Source organism: Vreelandella hamiltonii (assembly GCF_014651775.1).
GTDB classification, from domain to species: domain Bacteria; phylum Pseudomonadota; class Gammaproteobacteria; order Pseudomonadales; family Halomonadaceae; genus Vreelandella; species Vreelandella hamiltonii.
In genome coordinates, this window is sequence record NZ_BMXN01000006.1 from 42,156 (window position 1) to 57,857 (window position 15,702).

Consider the following 15,702-nt stretch of genomic DNA (forward strand, 5'->3'; position numbering starts at 1 on the left):
ATGACACCGACTTCTGTATCACCTCAAGATGACACCAAGCGGGGGCCTGCTCCCCCGCATTTAAGCACTGCTTTCCAACGTGCGAAATGGGTCGTTGAGCGTCTGGATGCCATTACCTACTGGGGCATTGTCGCGGTCATGGCGCTAATGGTGACCATCGTGTCGCTTCAGGTGTTCTGGCGCTATGTGCTTGGTTCTTCCATTGATGCTGCGGATGAGCTTTCACGCTTGTGCTTTGTATGGGCGATCTTCCTGGCCATTCCACATGGCGTGAAACACGGGGTGCATGTCGGTATTGACCTGTTTGTGATGATGATGCCCGGCTGGTTGAAGGAGGTTCTGTTTCGTTTGATGGCCGGTGTTTCCACGCTTTTGATGCTGATGGTGATGATCGGCGCGTGGGTCGCGACCGTTGATCGCTGGCCAGAACTAATGCCGACCCTGCCTGTAACTTCTGCCATTTACTACATCGCTGTGCTGATTTGCGGCGCTCACGCCTTTCTACACTTGGCGCTGTTGGCATGGGGTGGTTCGCGCACATGGGAGGGGGTGTCATGACGTGGATGGCGATTGGCTTGTTTCTGGCGCTGGCTTTTTTCGGTATGCCCTTGGCTTTTGCACTTGGATTTGGCTCGTTGGCCGGCCTGTGGATGCTCGACTTCGAACTGGTGGTCATGCCGCAGCGCATGATGCATGCCGTGAATAGCTTCCCCTTGATGGCGATTCCGCTATTCATGCTTGCCGGTGAGCTGATGGTGCGCGCGGGCATTATGGATCGCCTGATTGCCTTCGCGAATAGCTTGGTTGGGCGGATGCATGGTGGTTTGGCCCATGTGACAATCACCTCAGGGACTATTTTTGCTTCTGTCAGTGGTGCCGCAGTAGCAAGTGCCAGCGCCATGGGCAGTACCTTGGTGCCCTCTCTTCGCAAATACTATCCCGATGCTTACTCAGGCGCAGTTATTGCTTCTGCCGCCAATTTAGGCCCGGTGATTCCCCCAAGCAATGCGATGATCGTGTATGCGTTGATGGCGGGCTCTTCGGTCTCTGTGGGCGGGCTTTTTATCGCTGGTATTCTGCCTGGGATATTGTTGGCGGTTGGCTTTATGGCGATTGCCAGTTGGATCTCTTGGCGGCGGGGTTATCCGCTGACCGGCGAGCGTTTCAATCTGGCCAATGTGTTACACCAAGGGCGACGCGCATTGGTCATCATTATGATGCCGGTCATTGTCGTCGGCGGAATTGTCGGCGGCATTTTTACTGCCACTGAGGGCGCGGCCATCGCCGTGGTGTACTCAGCGCTGATCGGTTTTGTCGTCACACGCCGGTTGAAAGTTTCCGACCTGCCTGGCTGTCTCTACCGGGCTGCAGTCACGTCCGCCATGGTCGGCGCGTTGATTGCGTTTGCTTCGGTGCTGACATTCATCTTCACCATCGCAATGGTGCCGATGATGTTATCTGGTTTTATCCAGAATCTGACCAGCGACCCGATGACCTTCATCTTGCTCACCATGGCGCTGCTGGTCGTGGTAGGCATGCTGATTGAATCTAACGCCGCCTACATCATGCTGGTGCCGTTGTTTGCGCCTGTTGCACTGACATATGGCATCGACCCGCTCTACTTCGGCTTTCTGTTTATGTACAACCTGGTGGTCGGGATGATGACGCCGCCGGTGGGGGTGCTCTATTTCGTCATGAGTGGCATCACCAAAGTGCCCATGATGCAGCTTGTGAAAGAGTCGCTGCCCTTTGTGGCCTTCCAGTTTGCGGTGCTTGCCCTGTGCATCTTTGTCCCCCAACTCGTCACCGCGCTGCCCCGCGCGCTTGGCTACTAACTGTCACCGGAGCAGATAATGACGCAACCCTTCGATGCTCAGCATCCTGCTGATTTGGTTATTCATGGCGCTCGCGTGCTGACGGTTGATCCTCAATTGGGTGAGATTCCAAATGCTCGGTTAGTGATTCATCAAGGTCTTCTAGTTGAGGTGGGGCCCGATGATCCGTCGCAGCCAATGCCACCGGCACGCCGTACGATCAACTTAACCGGCCGAGTGATTACCCCAGGTTTCGTCAATGTGCATACCCACACCATTTTGAGCATGGTGCGTGGTGTAGCAGAAGATATGGGCTTCGCACCGGCCTATACGCCCGGCGTACCCCACGGTCATGAAGTGAGCGAGGAGGAGGCCGTTGCCCTGGCACGGTTAGGGGCCGCCGAAGCACTGTTGTTTGGTTCAACGCTAATTAATGACAGCTATGTGCATGCCGACTTGACGCTTCCCGCCATGGGTGAGCTAGGCATGCGGGTGATTACCTGCGGACGCATCCACGATGTGGATTTCAGCCGTGTGCACGAGGGGGTCTGGGAGCATCACGATGCAATTGGCGAACGTACGCTAAATGAAGCCATTGCGCTTCACGAGTGTTGGCAGGGCAAGTTGGATGGCCGTTTAGGCGTAGAGCTGGCTGCCCATGCGCCTGATACCTGCTCCCGTGCTTTATTAGCCAACGTTGCCACTGCCCGTGATGCGCTGGGTATTCACGTTAATGGCCACCTTTCCCAAAGCGTTAAAGAGAACCGTCGGGTGATAGAGCGTGACGGTATGACGCCCAGTGAGTTGCTGGAAGATGTTGGGCTGCTGGGCCCGCGTTTTACTGCTGCCCACTGTATGTACGTGACCGACAGCGATATCGAGCGCATTGGCCGTACCGGCACCAACATTGCCCATATTCCACGGGGTAATGCCACGGGTGGGCGGATTGCCCCCACCACCCGTTTACGCGCAGCGGGCGCGAACCTTGCTCTAGGCACCGACAACATGCACGGCGATATGGTGGAAGTGATGCGCTGGGCATTGATTATGGGCCGGGTGCAAGAGAGCGAAATTAATGACACCTGGCAGCCACATCACGTGCTGGAAATGGCCACCTTGGGAGGCGCCAAGGCGTTAGGGCTGGATGCTGAGCTGGGTTCTCTCACTCCCGGCAAGCGCGCTGATTTAGTGGTGTTTGACTTCCGCCGCCCGCACTTGGTGCCGCTGATCAATGCCCTTGGCAACTTGGTACACACCGCTCAAGGACGGGATGTCGAGATGGTGGTGTGCAACGGTCAAGTTGTGGTGGAGGAGGGGAAGCTGTGCTTGGCCGATACGCCCACACTGCTGGCCGAGGCGCAGCACGCGGCTGAAACGCTCTGGGCGCGTGCCCGGGCTCAGGTTTGATGCGGTGGAGACTGACTTTATGAAGCTATTGATTGTTAATCCTAACATTTCTCAAAGTGTTACCGACCTTATCGCTGCCGAGGCGCGGCGCTCGGCAAGCGGCGATACCCAGTTGACGCTGCGCACGGCGGCCTTTGGGGTGGCCTATATCGAAACCCGTGCTGAAGCGGCCGTTGGGGCCTATGCGACATTGAATGAGCTTGCGGAACACTATGCAGGGCATGATGCCGCGATCATCGCAGCCTTTGGCGACCCTGGCTTAGAAGCTGCCCGTGAAATGCTGCCGATCCCTGTGGTCGGGCTTACTGAGAGTGCTCTGATGAGTGCTGCCATGCTGGGCGGTCGCATCGGCATCGTGGCGATTTCGCGGCGTATCCGTGCCTGGTACAGCGAAACCGTTGACCGCTATGGGATGACCTCGCGACTGGCAAGTATCCGCTGCCTAGACGAACCACTGCCCAACATTGGCAGTGTTCAGCAGGACAAGGGTGAACAGCTGGTGGCGCTATGCGAAGCCGCCGTACGCGAAGACGGAGCCGATGTGTTGATTATTGCTGGCGCACCGCTGGCAGGGTTGGCCCGCAGTGTCGCAGCGCAGATTCCAGTGCCCGTTGTGGACGGGGTGAGTTGTGCCGTTCATCAGGCAGAACTGCTGGCACGGCTAAGTCCTAATAAAGCCACCGCGGGAAGCTACGCCGTACCACCTGAAAAAAGCTGGACGGGATTATCGCCTGCCCTAGGTCAATTAATCGGGCGGCAACGCATCTCGTAAGGCAAACACGGAATATACATTTTGGAGCACGACCATGACCACGCCCCGTAACCGTTTTGGTGTTTTGACACCCTCTTCAAATACTGCCCTCGAGCCATTGACCTCCGCTATGGTGGCTCAGGTGCCAGGTGTCACAGCGCATTTTTCTCGCTTTGGTGTCACTGAAATAGCCCTAAGCCAGCGGGCGTTGGGCCAGTTTGACGATACCCATGTACTGGCTGCCGCCAAGCTTCTCGCCGATGCCAGGGTTGATGTGATTGGCTGGAGCGGCACTTCAGCCGGTTGGCTAGGCTTTGACCACGATGTCACGCTGTGCCAACGCATTAAGGCTGAAACGGGCATTCAAGCCACCACATCCATGCTGGCGCTCAACGAGATCATGACCGAGCACGGTGTGCGTGAATTTGGTCTGGTAACGCCTTATACCGACGATGTACAGCAGCGTATCTTGGCGAATTACCACGCTGAAGGCTTCACTATTGTTGCGGAAGATCACCTTGGTATCAGTGAAAATTTTGCCTTTGCTGAAGTGAGTGCAGAGACCCTTACCGCCCAGGTTCGGCGGGTGGCTGAGCAGGGTGCTCCCTTGATTGTCGTCGCCTGTACCAACCTCAACTCTGCTCAACTGGTGAACCAGTGGGAAGCTGAGCTAGGCGTGCCGGTGCTGGATACCACTGCCACGGTGGTGTGGAAAATGCTGCGAATGACGGGGCATGAAAAGACACCGGTCAAAGGCTGGGGACGCTTGATGGAAGGGAGGCTGTAATATGGCTGAGTTCGATTTGGTGGTTCGTCGGGCGCGCTGTGCCACCGCCGCTGATGTTTTCGACGCCGATATTGGCATTCGCGATGGGGTAATTGTTGCTCTAGGCAATGGACTAGCGGCGGGAAAAGAAGAAATTGATGCAGCCGGGCGCTGGGTACTGCCGGGCGGTATTGATGGTCACTGCCACTTGGATCAGCCGACCTCCGACGGGACCAAGATGGCCGACGACTTTCTCAGCGGCACGCGTTCAGCTGCCTGCGGTGGAACAACCACCGTGTTTCCATTTGCATGCCAGCAAAAAGGACAGAGCTTGCGTGCCGCAGTCAACGACTATCACCAACGAGCTGAAGGCAAAGCGTGTATCGACTATGCCTTCCACTTAATAGTGACTGATGCGACACCAGAAGTGCTGGCAAATGAGCTGCCAGAGCTGATCCGTGAAGGCTACACCTCATTCAAGATCTATATGACGTATGACGATCTGAAGCTGTCAGATCGCGAGATCATCGATGTGCTAGCAGTGGCACGTGAGCATGGTGCCATGGTTATGGTACATGCCGAGAATGCCGACTGTATTGCCTGGCTTACCGAGCGCCTACTTGCTCATGGTCACACAGCGCCCCGTTACCATGCTGAAGCGCGCCCAATGCTGGTGGAGCGTGAGGCTACCCACCGCGCTATCGCTTATGCCGAGCTTGTCGATGTACCGATCCTGATTGTGCACGTCTCGGGCCGCGAGGCGATAGAACAATTACGTTGGGCGCATAATCATGGCCTGCGTATATACGCCGAAACCTGCCCACAGTATCTGTTTCTTACCGCTGGTGATCTTGGCATCGATGACAATGATCATCATGGTGCTAAGTGTATCTGTAGTCCTCCACCGCGCGATAAAGCCAATCAGCAAGTGGTTTGGGATGGTCTTGAGAGCGGTGCTTTCCAGATATTCTCTTCGGATCATGCTCCTTTCACCTTTGATGGCCCCCAAGGCAAGTTCACCGCCGGTAGTGATGCCAGTTTTGATCGAATTCCCAACGGAATTCCAGGACTAGAAACACGCCTAGCTCTTCTGTTTAGCCATGGGGTGGAGACGGGGCGTCTGACTGTGCAGCAGTTCGTTGCACTCACCGCTACCAATGTTGCGCGCATGTATGGCCTCTATCCGCGTAAGGGCTCCATTGCTGTAGGCGCGGATGCTGATCTAGTGCTCTGGGAGACTGGTCTGGATCGACGCATTCATAATAGCGACCTCCATCACAATGTAGATTACACCCCCTACGAAAATATTCCGGTAACAGCTTGGCCATCCCTGACGTTGTCGCGTGGCGAGGTAGTTTGGTGCGATGGCAACTATCTCGGCAGTGCTGGGCGTGGCAAGTTTTTGCATTGTGCTCTTCCCGAACCGGCTCGGCCTAAGCCAAAGCCACCGGGAGGTGATACGTGGTAAACCATTCAAATATTGAGGAGCTTACCGAAGCCCTCGCAAAGGTGTGGCAAGGAGGGCCCCTAATAACTTCAGAGACGGCACAGCGATTGGCACCGCAAAGCGATGCCGACGCTTACGCTGTTCAGTCCGCTTTGGGGACAAAAATGGGCTGGTGGACTGATGGGCGTCCACTTGCATGGAAACTTGGTATAGCTCCGGTAACTGCCGCACCGATTCCTAACCATTGCTTAATGACCTCTCCCGCACGCTTAAATAAGTCCGACCGCTTCAGTTTGTTCGGAATTAAGGTAGAACTGGCCGTGCGGCTCAGGCAGCCCCTCTACTCTGGATGTCGACGCAACGAAGCCGCCTTGGCAGTAGGAGAAACACTAGCAGCCATCGAGCTCTTTGACGTACGAGCTGCAAGTTGGCGACAGCTACCACGGTCCTTTCTCCTAGCAGACTTACAGATGCATGGACGGCTGATCATTGGAGAAGGGGTAGTAGGGCCCTGGCAGTCGCATTTTGCTGAAAGTGCACTTTCAGTGCGTGTCAATAACCAGGTTTTAACAGGCTTAGCGCTACGGCACCCTATGGTCGATCCCGTGTCGCTTCTTCCCTGGTTGGCAATGCATGCGGAGTACTCTGGGTGGGGGCTGGCGGAGGGTGATGTGATCAGTATGGGCTCTTGGACAGGTATGTTCGAGGCGCATCCGGGGCAACATATTGAAGCCAGATTCGAGAATATCGGAAGCGTATCGCTTGAAATCGACGCGGACACGATAGGGGAGGAGATGGCACATGACTCCGCGTAATAGTCTGCGTTTGTCAGGTAGCCGTCTGATTGAATCGCTGCTGGCCATTGCGATAATCATAGTGGGAGCCGCGTTTTTGCGTATTGTGCATGGCACTCCACCACCATTTGGAGACCCCCATTATATCGGCTCGGCAGCTTTCTTTCCCGGCATAATCGCGCTACTGGTCACTGGGCTGGGCGTGGTGCTACTGATATCAGCCTGGCGACCACGCTTCTCGGTGACATTTTCTAGCGGCAGCACGACACGGGCTCTAATGGCCTATGCAGTGATGGTGGCCATGGTGGTGTCTATGCGTTTCCTAGGCATCTGGCTGGTAGCCATGTTGGCTGTGCCACTGCTGGCGTTGTGCTTTGGTGAACGCCGTTGGTACGTGCTGCTTGCGCTGGCGGTCGTACCACCGGCGCTGGTGATCCATCTCTTTGAGGGCGTCATGGGCGTCTACTTCCCCAGGGGGATGCTTCTGTGATGGATCTAGCTGTACTGCAACAGGGGCTTGCAATGCTGGCCAGCCCTTGGACTTTCCTGGCACTGTCTGCGGGGCTTGCTGGCGGCATTTTGATCGGCGCCTTGCCTGGACTCACAGCCACCATGGCGGTGGCGGTCCTGGCACCGTTCACCTTCTTTATGGAGGCTACCATTGGGATTCCCTTTTTGCTGGGCATTTATAAAGGGGCCATCTATGGCGGTTCGATCCCGGCCATTCTGGTCAATACTCCAGGCACTGCGGCGGCTGCGGCCACTGCACGCGATGGATATGCGCTGACGCAGCAGGGCAAGTCTCGCAAAGCCTTAGAGGTCAGTCTCTATAGCTCAGTAGTGGCGGATTTAATGGCCACACTGGTGCTGATAATGGTAGCCATTCCATTGGCCAGCATTGCTATTCGCTTCGGCTCACCGGAATTTGCACTGCTCTACCTCATTGCCTTAACCATGATTGCCACGGTCAGCGGCGAGAGCTTCCTCAAGGGCCTGATTGCTGCTGGACTCGGTTTACTGGTGGCATCTATCGGGCTTGATCCGATGTCTGGCTACCAACGCTTTACCTTCGGCAATACCGACCTACTAGGCGGCGTTTCACTGATTCCGCTGTTGATCGGCATGTTCGCCCTGAGCGAGATACTAATGCAACTGACCTATCCACCCGAGCCATCGAGTGATGATCATGGTGTGGTGGAGCACGGTGGTGAACGGCTCCAGTGGTCGGAGTTTTGGGCTCTTCGGCCGACTATTCTACGTTCGACTTCGCTGGGTACCTTCCTGGGCTCACTACCGGGCCTGGGCGCTGAAATTTCCTGCTGGATTGCCTATGGAGTAGCCCGCGAGCGTTCGCGTGAGCCGGAGAAATTCGGGAAGGGTTCACTTGAAGGTCTTGCTGCGGCCGAGTCTGGCAATAACGCCGTCGTCCCCGCAGCGCTGATCCCTATGACCGTGTTCGGTATTCCCGGCGACACCATTACCGCAGTATTGATCGGTGCGCTAATGGCACAAGGGATGATGCCGGGGCCACTGTTGATTCAACAGAACCCTGGATTTCTATTCGGGCTATTTCTGGTTCTTCTGGTCACCAGCGTTCTGTTACTGATTTTTGGGTTAGCGGCGATTCGCTGGTTAAAGCACGTCACTCGCATACCTGCCACAGTGCTCTATCCCTGCGTTCTGTTGCTCTGTGTTTGCGGTGCTTATGCGGTCAATTCGAGTACTTTTGATCTGCTGATCCTGATGGTAGGGGGTGGACTTGGCTACGTGATGCGGCGTACCCATTTTCCTGTCGCTCCTTTAATAATTGGCCTACTGCTAGGGCCAGGTTTCGAGAGCGCCGTGCGTCAGTCGTTGGTGTTCTCAAACGGCAGCTTGGCGATCTTCTGGTCGCGGCCAGGCAGCCTTATTCTGCTGATCCTGCTGGCGCTGGTCATCCTCACGATGGCATGGCGCGGGATGGTGAAAGCAGGTTTCGTCCGCAAGCGTTCCAACTCTCATCCATCGAAGTCCAACAAAACCTGAGGTCAACAACCATGTCTCACCTCGTTCTGTCCCGTACTGTTCTAGCCGCGTCACTCGCAGCCGCTGCCACCCTAACAACCGGCCAAGTGCTCGCCGAAGAAAGCCATCTGCCTGATGAGCCGATTCGATTCGTTACTCCCTATCCTGCAGGAGGCTCCCACTCCCTGCATGCTGGTATCATTACCGCAGTGGGTGAAGAGTTTCTGGGCCGCCCGCTGATCTCGGTAATCCGTGGCGGTGGCGGTGGTGCTGTAGCTGCCGCTGAGGTTGCTGGCAGCACTGCAGACGGCACTATGCTGCTGTTCGGCGATCCGACCATCAATTCCCTGCGTCCGCAGGTCGAAGACTTACCCTACGAAATGGATGACTTCGTACCGGTGGCGCGCATCAACTACAGCCCAGCGATCTTTGTCACCACACCCGATCAGCCGTTCCAGAGCATCGCGGAACTAGTTGAGTACGCTGAAGAGAACCCTGACGAGGTGGTCTACAGTTCTGATAACCGTAACGGTTTCACCTTTACCGTGTTCGAGATGTTGAAAGCGACTGCCGACATTAATATGCGCGGTGTGGAGCTTGGGGGCGGCGGCCCGGCTGTGACTCAGCTTTTGGGGGGTAATACCATGGCTTATGCTGGTGACCCTAGTGTGGTTGGCGAGCATCTTGAGGCAGGTAGCCTAGTGGGGCTCTGTGTTACCGATACCGAGCGTTTCGAGGCCTACGGGGATATCCCTACTTGTCAGGAAGAGGGCTATGACGTGGTCTTTCAGTTCTGGCGCGGAGTTATGGCACCTGCTGGTACATCGGACGAAGTTATCGCAGAGCTTAGTGACGGCTTCCAGCGTTTAACCGAGGATGAAGGCTTTCTTCGCCTGGTAGGCCAGATTGGATCTGGCATTCAATTCCTCGACCACGAGGCTTTCGCTGAAGCACTTTCGTCGGAACAAGCGGCATTGCGCGAAGCTTATCTGGGCAACTGATATTGCTCCCACACCGCAGGAGAGTGTCAGCGGCTCTATGGACAGGGCCGCTGGCCGTTTGTGATGATAAATAAATCTGAAAAGACTAAGACGCTGTTGGGAACTCGGCCTCTCAGCGAGGACGGCACCCATGTTGCCGAGTCGCCAATGGATATCGTTGTCCATGATGGCATCATCCAGGCAATTCGCCCTGCAGGGGCAGCTCCTCCTGAGGGTGATGCTATTGATGTCTCCGGTACACTAGCCATACCAGGCTTTATTAATGGTCACCATCACTCCCATGAAAATTTCCATAAGGGGCGCTATGACCGCTTGCCACTTGAACTGTGGATGAACTATGTGCGGCCGGCAAAGCCTTTGCCATTAACCTCTGACGATATATACCTACGCACTTTAGTTGGCGCTTGCCAAGCACTGCTATCAGGCACTACTTGTATCGTGGACGACTTCAATGCTTCACCACTGCTCAATTCAGAGCATGTCGAGGCCGCACTTGCCGCTTATGAAGACATCGGAATCCGTGCGCTGCTTGGTCCCACACTATTTGATGTCCCGTTCCATGAAAGTGTGCCATTTATCAAAGAAGAGTGTAGTCCAGCTACTCTGGCTAGTTTGGCGCCCAACAAAACGACCCCTGCAGCAGACTATCTTCAACTGGTCGAGTCGCTCGCAGCGACGCGTCACCCCCGCAATAATCGGGTAGGGGTGCTGCTCGCGCCCTCCGCGCCGCAACGCTGCAGCGATAGCCTGTTGGGGGAGGTAAGGGCAGTGGCTGACCGGACAGGTTTGCCGGTGATTATCCACGTGCAAGAAACCCGCCTTCAAGCTGCTTCGGCTTGGTACCAGAGAGGTAAGACACTTTTCCAACATCTTGACGATATTGGCTTTTTGGCACCTGGAACCTCGCTGATACATGCGGTGTGGCTCACTCCTGACGATATCGCACGGATTTCCGCCAGTGGTGCCAGCGTGCAGCATAACCCCAACAGTAACCTAAAGTTGGGGTCCGGCTTGATGCCCATGCGTGCGCTGTTAGATGCAGGTGTTAATGTCAGCCTGGGAACCGACGGTTGCGGCTCACTGGAGTCCACCGATATGCTCCGAGTGGTGGCCAACACGGCCTTACTTCACAAGCTGCGCGGCGACGACTATCGGCACTGGATTGGCGCCGAAGAAGCGCTAGAGGCTGCTACAGTGGGTGGTGCTAGAGCTCTAGGTATGGAGGATCAACTGGGGCGGATAGCGACCGGCATGCGTGCGGACCTAGTGCTCTATCGACTAGATGCGCCGGCTTTCACGCCGCTTAACAATCCGCTGCGCCAATTGGTGTTCGGTGAGAACGGTGGTGGCATTCACTCTGTATGGGTAGAAGGCGAGCAGGTTGTTGCCGATGGCCAGATAACTACACTGAATCAGCGTGCAATATCTCAACGTATAGATCAGGCCATGCAGCGGTTGAGGCCTTTCATTGCAACCGCTGAGGGTATGACCGAAACCCTCCGACCCGCCTACGAGCGAATCTGGTCACGCTGTCAGGAGCTACCCTTGGCACCGGGCACGATCCCAGCGCGGTTCAACGAATGAACCTTGAGTGGCTAGGTATACAGCTACTCGGCGGTGTGGCGGCATTAATAGGTGTTCTGGCTTTTCAGTGTCGCCATGATGTTCGCATGCTAATGCTGCTATCAGGTTCGTGCTTGTTGTGGAGCCTGCATTTCCTGCTATTGGCGCAGCCTACGGCAGCCCTACTTAACTTGATAACGGCTGCACGTAACCTCGTCTGTATGCACTGTCACGGTGTGTGGTTCGCCTCAGGCTTCATTAGCCTGTACCTCTTTACTGGTGGAGTTAGTTGGCAGAGTAGTTGGGATATTTTGCCTGTGATTGCGGTGGTTTCAGGAAGTGTTGGGGTATTCTTTTTCGTTGGTTTGCCGAGGCGTGGAGCTCTGCTGGTAGGCAGCCTGCTTTGGTTAGTGTTCAACTGGCAGGCGGGCTCATTACCCGGAGTTATAATGATGGGGGCAGATGTATTATCTAATATGTACAGAATTTTTCGCTGGAGAAAGCTTAATACAACGCATTAGACGATATGAGCAGGATCCAAGGTGGTCAAAGCGTCTGGAAAGTCTGCCTTTTGCTAGAGACTAGCAGACTTCCTTGGACTCAAACACTAAGCACAATACTGAAGAAATGACGGGACAAAGAATCTGAGTTGTTTACCTGATGGGGGTAAATCACTTGCGGCCTAATTTTCCATTCGTTTTACTTTACAATTAGTCATCACCACCCCGCCTTTCACAGCGGGGCGTTTTCGTTGGTGAGGCATAGACCAGGCAGGGCTATCACACACCACTGTTGAGACGTGCCGCTATCCTAGAAACGCAGGCCGCCGCTGAATCCGAAAATCGCTACGATGACGACGACAATGACCACGATGGTAGTAGTAGAGGGCATGATCTCTTCCTTTGAGAATAGTTGAAAGGTAAGCCTAGTCGGTGATGGGCGGTTTCGCACGCTTTGATAGGCCGATGCCCGGTGTTTGGCCGGGCATCGCAGTGGGGTGGGCGGTTATCGGGTGGGTTCAACCGCACTTGCAGTCATGGCCACAATCGGTAGAGCCATCGGAATGGCCCGTCGCACAGGCCGTCGAGCAGAAGAGTTGCCCCTCTTTTTCGATGGAGTGGCTGTCCACCTTGCAATGACACTTCGGGCATGCGCACTGTTGCTGAGACATGGTAGAACCTCCTGTGGGTTGTCTCTTCAAGCGTAGTGCGCACCCTGGGTGTTATGTAATTGCGTTGTGAGGTTTTTTGCTGGTGATGGCTGCTGTCAAGGCGTCGAGCGCGCCAGGGCGCTGCCTAGCGCAAGGAAGTAGTCATGAAAGCGCTGGTTGATGCGTTCGCGCTGTTTGCCTTGCGGGTACAGGCCGCGTGCGGCTTCCGGAGAGCGGCGTGTGCCTTTGACCAGAAAGTGGTTCTTGATGGTGGGGGCATCTTGTACAAAGGCTTCGAAGGCTCGTGCGCATAGCTCTTCTGGCTTGCTGTAGTAGAGCTGGCCCATGGCGCGGTCGACCGCGGCCGAGTGGCGGAACAGCTCGCTGGGCTGCTGGCCATTCGGTTGCAGCAGGATGGCCTGAAAACAGGCCAGCAGGCGCTGGTTGAGCGGGTGCGCGATGGGCACGGCGTTTTGCAGCCAGGCGCTGGAGGCAAAGGCACTGGCAGGTAACTGCTGAAAACATTTGCGGGCGATGTAGTGGTCGAAGGCGTGAAACCATTCATGGGCAATGCTGCCAGGCCCAGCGTTCTTGGCCAGGGCAAAGCTTCGCTCAGCGGGGCTGTAATGCGCCGAGACGCCGGGTCTTCCGCCGGTACCGTATTGCAGAGCAAGCGTGCCATGCAGGGAAATGAGCGCTTCGTTGCCGTGCAGGATCAACATGAGATCGCAGAGCGCATCATGAAACAGCGTGGCGGCGTGGTCGCGCTCGGCGGGGGTGACCCAGCGGCCAATTTCGATGGCGCGAAAGTCGAACTGGCGGCGGATTGCGACAAAGTCGCTGCTACCTTCGGGCCGGTGCACGGGCCCTTGGCGAAAAAACTGCCTGGTATCGAGCATCACCCGGGTACCTGCTGAAAGGGGCATGGGGAGGATACATAAAAAAAAGCGCCCTCACGAATGAGGACGCTTTTTTCATCGCGGTACAGAGCGTCCTGAATGATCAGTCCGTGTACTGCGGTACTTCTTCTTCCCTGATTGACGAAAGCTCGTCCTGAGCTTGCTCGGTCCCTGAATCGTCTTCGCTCATCCTAAGCGCACATTCCCTTGTCACGCGGTATCCCTGCCGCGAACGCTTTGAACTATAGGTGAGTGACAATTAATGTACAAGATAAAATTGTATTTTTATTGTACTTGAATAGTACAGAAATGCTGCTACTCGATCATAAAGTGTATATTTAACAAATGTTTATATTTTTACAGTTGGCACGAAAAATAGCAGGCTAAATAGCCTGCCGGTGAAATGGGTTATCGTCAGCGCGTCAGATGATCGCGCAGGCGCTGCAATTGCTCAGCATCCCAGCCGTCGGGTTCGGTGAGGGCTGCCCAGGCATCGATGTAGTGTTCGGCGGCGATTTCATGCCCATAGCCGTCGGGGGCGCTGCCCACGGTCAGGTCGACCAGCAGCTGTAGCATGGTCACCACGGGGTACCAGCGTAGCGCTGGAGAAACATCTGGCCCACGAGGTGCACGCATCCACTCGGGTTCTCGCCAGAACGCCGCAGGCTCGAAAAAGGTGATGGGGTCGCTGGCATATTGCAGAAACGCAATGCGGAAATCTCCCCATGGGGCAGCGGCTTCCTCCAGCCCTTGGGTCTGGTTCATGAACCTTACAACCGCGCCCTCGCGAAACGTGGGGAGCCATGCAGGGGAACCCGGATCGCGGTCGGCGGTCACGGCGCGCCAGGTGTCGCTGCGAAACGGAGGGCCGCTCCACAGCACGCCTTGAAAGGGGTCGTCGATGATATCGTAAAGATCGAAGGATAGATCCGAGTTGAGCGCGCCCAGGCTCAGGCCAAAGAGGTAAAGCTGCGGTCGCTCATCGCTTGGCAGCTGGCTCCAGTAGCGGTAAATGGCCGAAAACAGCGCGCGGGCACTCTCGACGCCGTACTCTGCTTCGGAGATCAGCGACAGGTGGCTGGGTAGATACGAGTACTGGGCGGCCACCGTGGCAATATCGCCGCGATGAAGATACTCCACGCTGTGCTGGGAGCGAGGGTCGATCCAGCCGCGGCCAGTGGGGGTCGCGATGACCATGACCGAGCGTTCGAACCCGCCGGTTCTGATCAGCTCTTCGAGGGCCAGCTCGGCGCGCTGAGTGGCGGTTTCGGCGGCGTTCAGCCCGACATAGACGCGAATGGGGTCGAGCGCGGGCTCACCCAGAAACGCTTCCATATCCTCGGCCGTAGGGCCTTGGGTGACGAAGCGCCTGCCCCGGCTGCCCAGCGCTTCCCAACTGATCAGCGACTCGGCGCTGCCGGGCACATTGGCCGCTTGCGGGGGGCTCAGGTCATCCTGCATCAGCTCGTCCACCTGCTGGTAGGAGCGGTCAGCCACCTGTAGTGCGTAAGAAAAGATGACGCCCTCGATGATCAGCCAGAACAGCGCCACGGCGGAGACGATCCCCAGCACCTGGGCCGTGCGATGGGGCAGCACATGGGCAAGCTTGTACGAGAGCAGCTTGAAGGTGCGCTTGAACAGCCGCGCGACCAGCAGCAGACTCAGAAAGACCCCCATGGTGATCAGCGCCACGGCCAGCGGGCGTGTGCCGCTGGTGGGGTCCATCTCCATCAGTTCGCGAATGCTGTTTTGCCACTCGGCCGCGCGCCATAGAAAAATCACCGACACCACCAACGCGACCAGGGCGGCCAGCTGCTTGAGCGTGCGCTCCAGGGCGGCTTTGGGCTCTGGCAGGTGCAGGTAGTGCCACAGCGTGCGCGCAATGACGCCCAGGGCATACCCCGCCGTGACGCTGAGCCCGGAGACGATGCCCTGAGCCAGCAAGGGGCGGGGCACCAGACTTGGAGTGAGTGAGAAGGCAAAAAAGAGCGTGGCAAGCAGTAGACCCGTGCCCGACAAGCGGTTCAGCAAGGGCCTCATGCGAAAGTGCTCGAGACGGTTTTCCATAACGTTTTTCATGGCCTGGTTCGAGGGCAATCCATTTGG

At 56.3% G+C, this 15,702-nt stretch carries 15 protein-coding genes; 12 read left to right on the top strand and 3 right to left on the bottom strand.

Features of this window, described 5'->3' with window-relative positions; genetic code table 11:
* The 12 genes from IE091_RS07205 (at nucleotide 1) to IE091_RS18645 (ending at nucleotide 12,068) form a co-directional block, all read left to right on the top strand.
* Entirely contained in the window at nucleotides 1–558 is a 558-nt protein-coding gene (locus IE091_RS07205) for a TRAP transporter small permease (protein ID WP_081195631.1), read from the top strand.
* Nucleotides 555–1,835 carry a TRAP transporter large permease gene (locus tag IE091_RS07210; protein WP_189463263.1) on the top strand — a complete coding sequence of 427 codons (1,281 nt, stop codon included), beginning with the start codon at nucleotides 555–557 and terminating at the stop codon, nucleotides 1,833–1,835. Before IE091_RS07205 ends, IE091_RS07210 begins: the two co-directional genes overlap by 4 nt.
* 18 nt (nucleotides 1,836–1,853) lie before the next feature.
* Entirely contained in the window at nucleotides 1,854–3,221 is a 1,368-nt protein-coding gene (locus tag IE091_RS07215) for an amidohydrolase family protein (protein WP_096922622.1), read from the top strand.
* Between the two features lie 19 nt (nucleotides 3,222–3,240).
* Nucleotides 3,241–3,993 carry an aspartate/glutamate racemase family protein gene (locus IE091_RS07220; RefSeq protein ID WP_096922623.1) on the top strand — a complete coding sequence of 251 codons (753 nt, stop codon included), beginning with the start codon at nucleotides 3,241–3,243 and terminating at the stop codon, nucleotides 3,991–3,993.
* A gap of 34 nt (nucleotides 3,994–4,027) precedes the next feature.
* A complete protein-coding gene (locus IE091_RS07225) occupies nucleotides 4,028–4,759 on the top strand; it encodes a maleate cis-trans isomerase family protein (protein WP_096922624.1) in 732 nt (243 codons plus the stop codon).
* Between the two features lies 1 nt (nucleotide 4,760).
* Nucleotides 4,761–6,206, top strand: a complete 1,446-nt coding sequence (gene hydA, locus IE091_RS07230) for a dihydropyrimidinase (RefSeq protein WP_096922625.1) — start codon at nucleotides 4,761–4,763, stop codon at nucleotides 6,204–6,206.
* Nucleotides 6,200–7,000, top strand: coding sequence for a fumarylacetoacetate hydrolase family protein (locus IE091_RS07235; protein WP_157779975.1), 801 nt, complete (start codon nucleotides 6,200–6,202; stop codon nucleotides 6,998–7,000). Before hydA ends, IE091_RS07235 begins: the two co-directional genes overlap by 7 nt.
* On the top strand, nucleotides 6,987–7,469 hold the full coding sequence (locus IE091_RS07240; protein ID WP_189463265.1) for a tripartite tricarboxylate transporter TctB family protein: 483 nt from the start codon (nucleotides 6,987–6,989) through the stop codon (nucleotides 7,467–7,469). Before IE091_RS07235 ends, IE091_RS07240 begins: the two co-directional genes overlap by 14 nt.
* Nucleotides 7,469–9,004: a tripartite tricarboxylate transporter permease gene (locus tag IE091_RS07245; RefSeq protein WP_096922628.1), complete on the top strand. Its 1,536-nt coding sequence runs from the start codon at nucleotides 7,469–7,471 to the stop codon at nucleotides 9,002–9,004. Before IE091_RS07240 ends, IE091_RS07245 begins: the two co-directional genes overlap by 1 nt.
* Before the next feature lie 11 nt (nucleotides 9,005–9,015).
* Nucleotides 9,016–9,984, top strand: coding sequence for a tripartite tricarboxylate transporter substrate binding protein (locus tag IE091_RS07250; protein ID WP_157779976.1), 969 nt, complete (start codon nucleotides 9,016–9,018; stop codon nucleotides 9,982–9,984).
* A gap of 147 nt (nucleotides 9,985–10,131) precedes the next feature.
* Nucleotides 10,132–11,568: an amidohydrolase family protein gene (locus IE091_RS07255; protein WP_229800780.1), complete on the top strand. Its 1,437-nt coding sequence runs from the start codon at nucleotides 10,132–10,134 to the stop codon at nucleotides 11,566–11,568.
* Nucleotides 11,565–12,068, top strand: coding sequence for a YgjV family protein (locus IE091_RS18645; RefSeq protein ID WP_096922631.1), 504 nt, complete (start codon nucleotides 11,565–11,567; stop codon nucleotides 12,066–12,068). The genes IE091_RS07255 and IE091_RS18645 overlap by 4 nt, the downstream gene beginning before the upstream one ends.
* Nucleotides 12,069–12,565: 497 nt before the next feature.
* On the opposite strand, the gene IE091_RS07265 is transcribed toward IE091_RS18645, so the two are convergent.
* From IE091_RS07265 to IE091_RS07275, 3 genes are all read right to left on the bottom strand, one after another.
* A complete protein-coding gene (locus IE091_RS07265; protein ID WP_096922632.1) occupies nucleotides 12,566–12,718 on the bottom strand; it encodes a metallothionein in 153 nt (50 codons plus the stop codon).
* Between the two features lie 95 nt (nucleotides 12,719–12,813).
* The gene (locus IE091_RS07270; RefSeq protein ID WP_422822520.1) at nucleotides 12,814–13,596 is read right to left on the bottom strand and encodes a CLCA_X family protein; all 783 of its coding nucleotides are present in this window, start codon (nucleotides 13,594–13,596) and stop codon (nucleotides 12,814–12,816) included.
* 414 nt (nucleotides 13,597–14,010) lie between these two features.
* Complete coding sequence (locus IE091_RS07275; RefSeq protein WP_229800781.1) at nucleotides 14,011–15,675, bottom strand: alpha/beta hydrolase; 1,665 nt, start codon at nucleotides 15,673–15,675, stop codon at nucleotides 14,011–14,013.
* Between the last annotated feature and the right edge of the window lie 27 nt (nucleotides 15,676–15,702).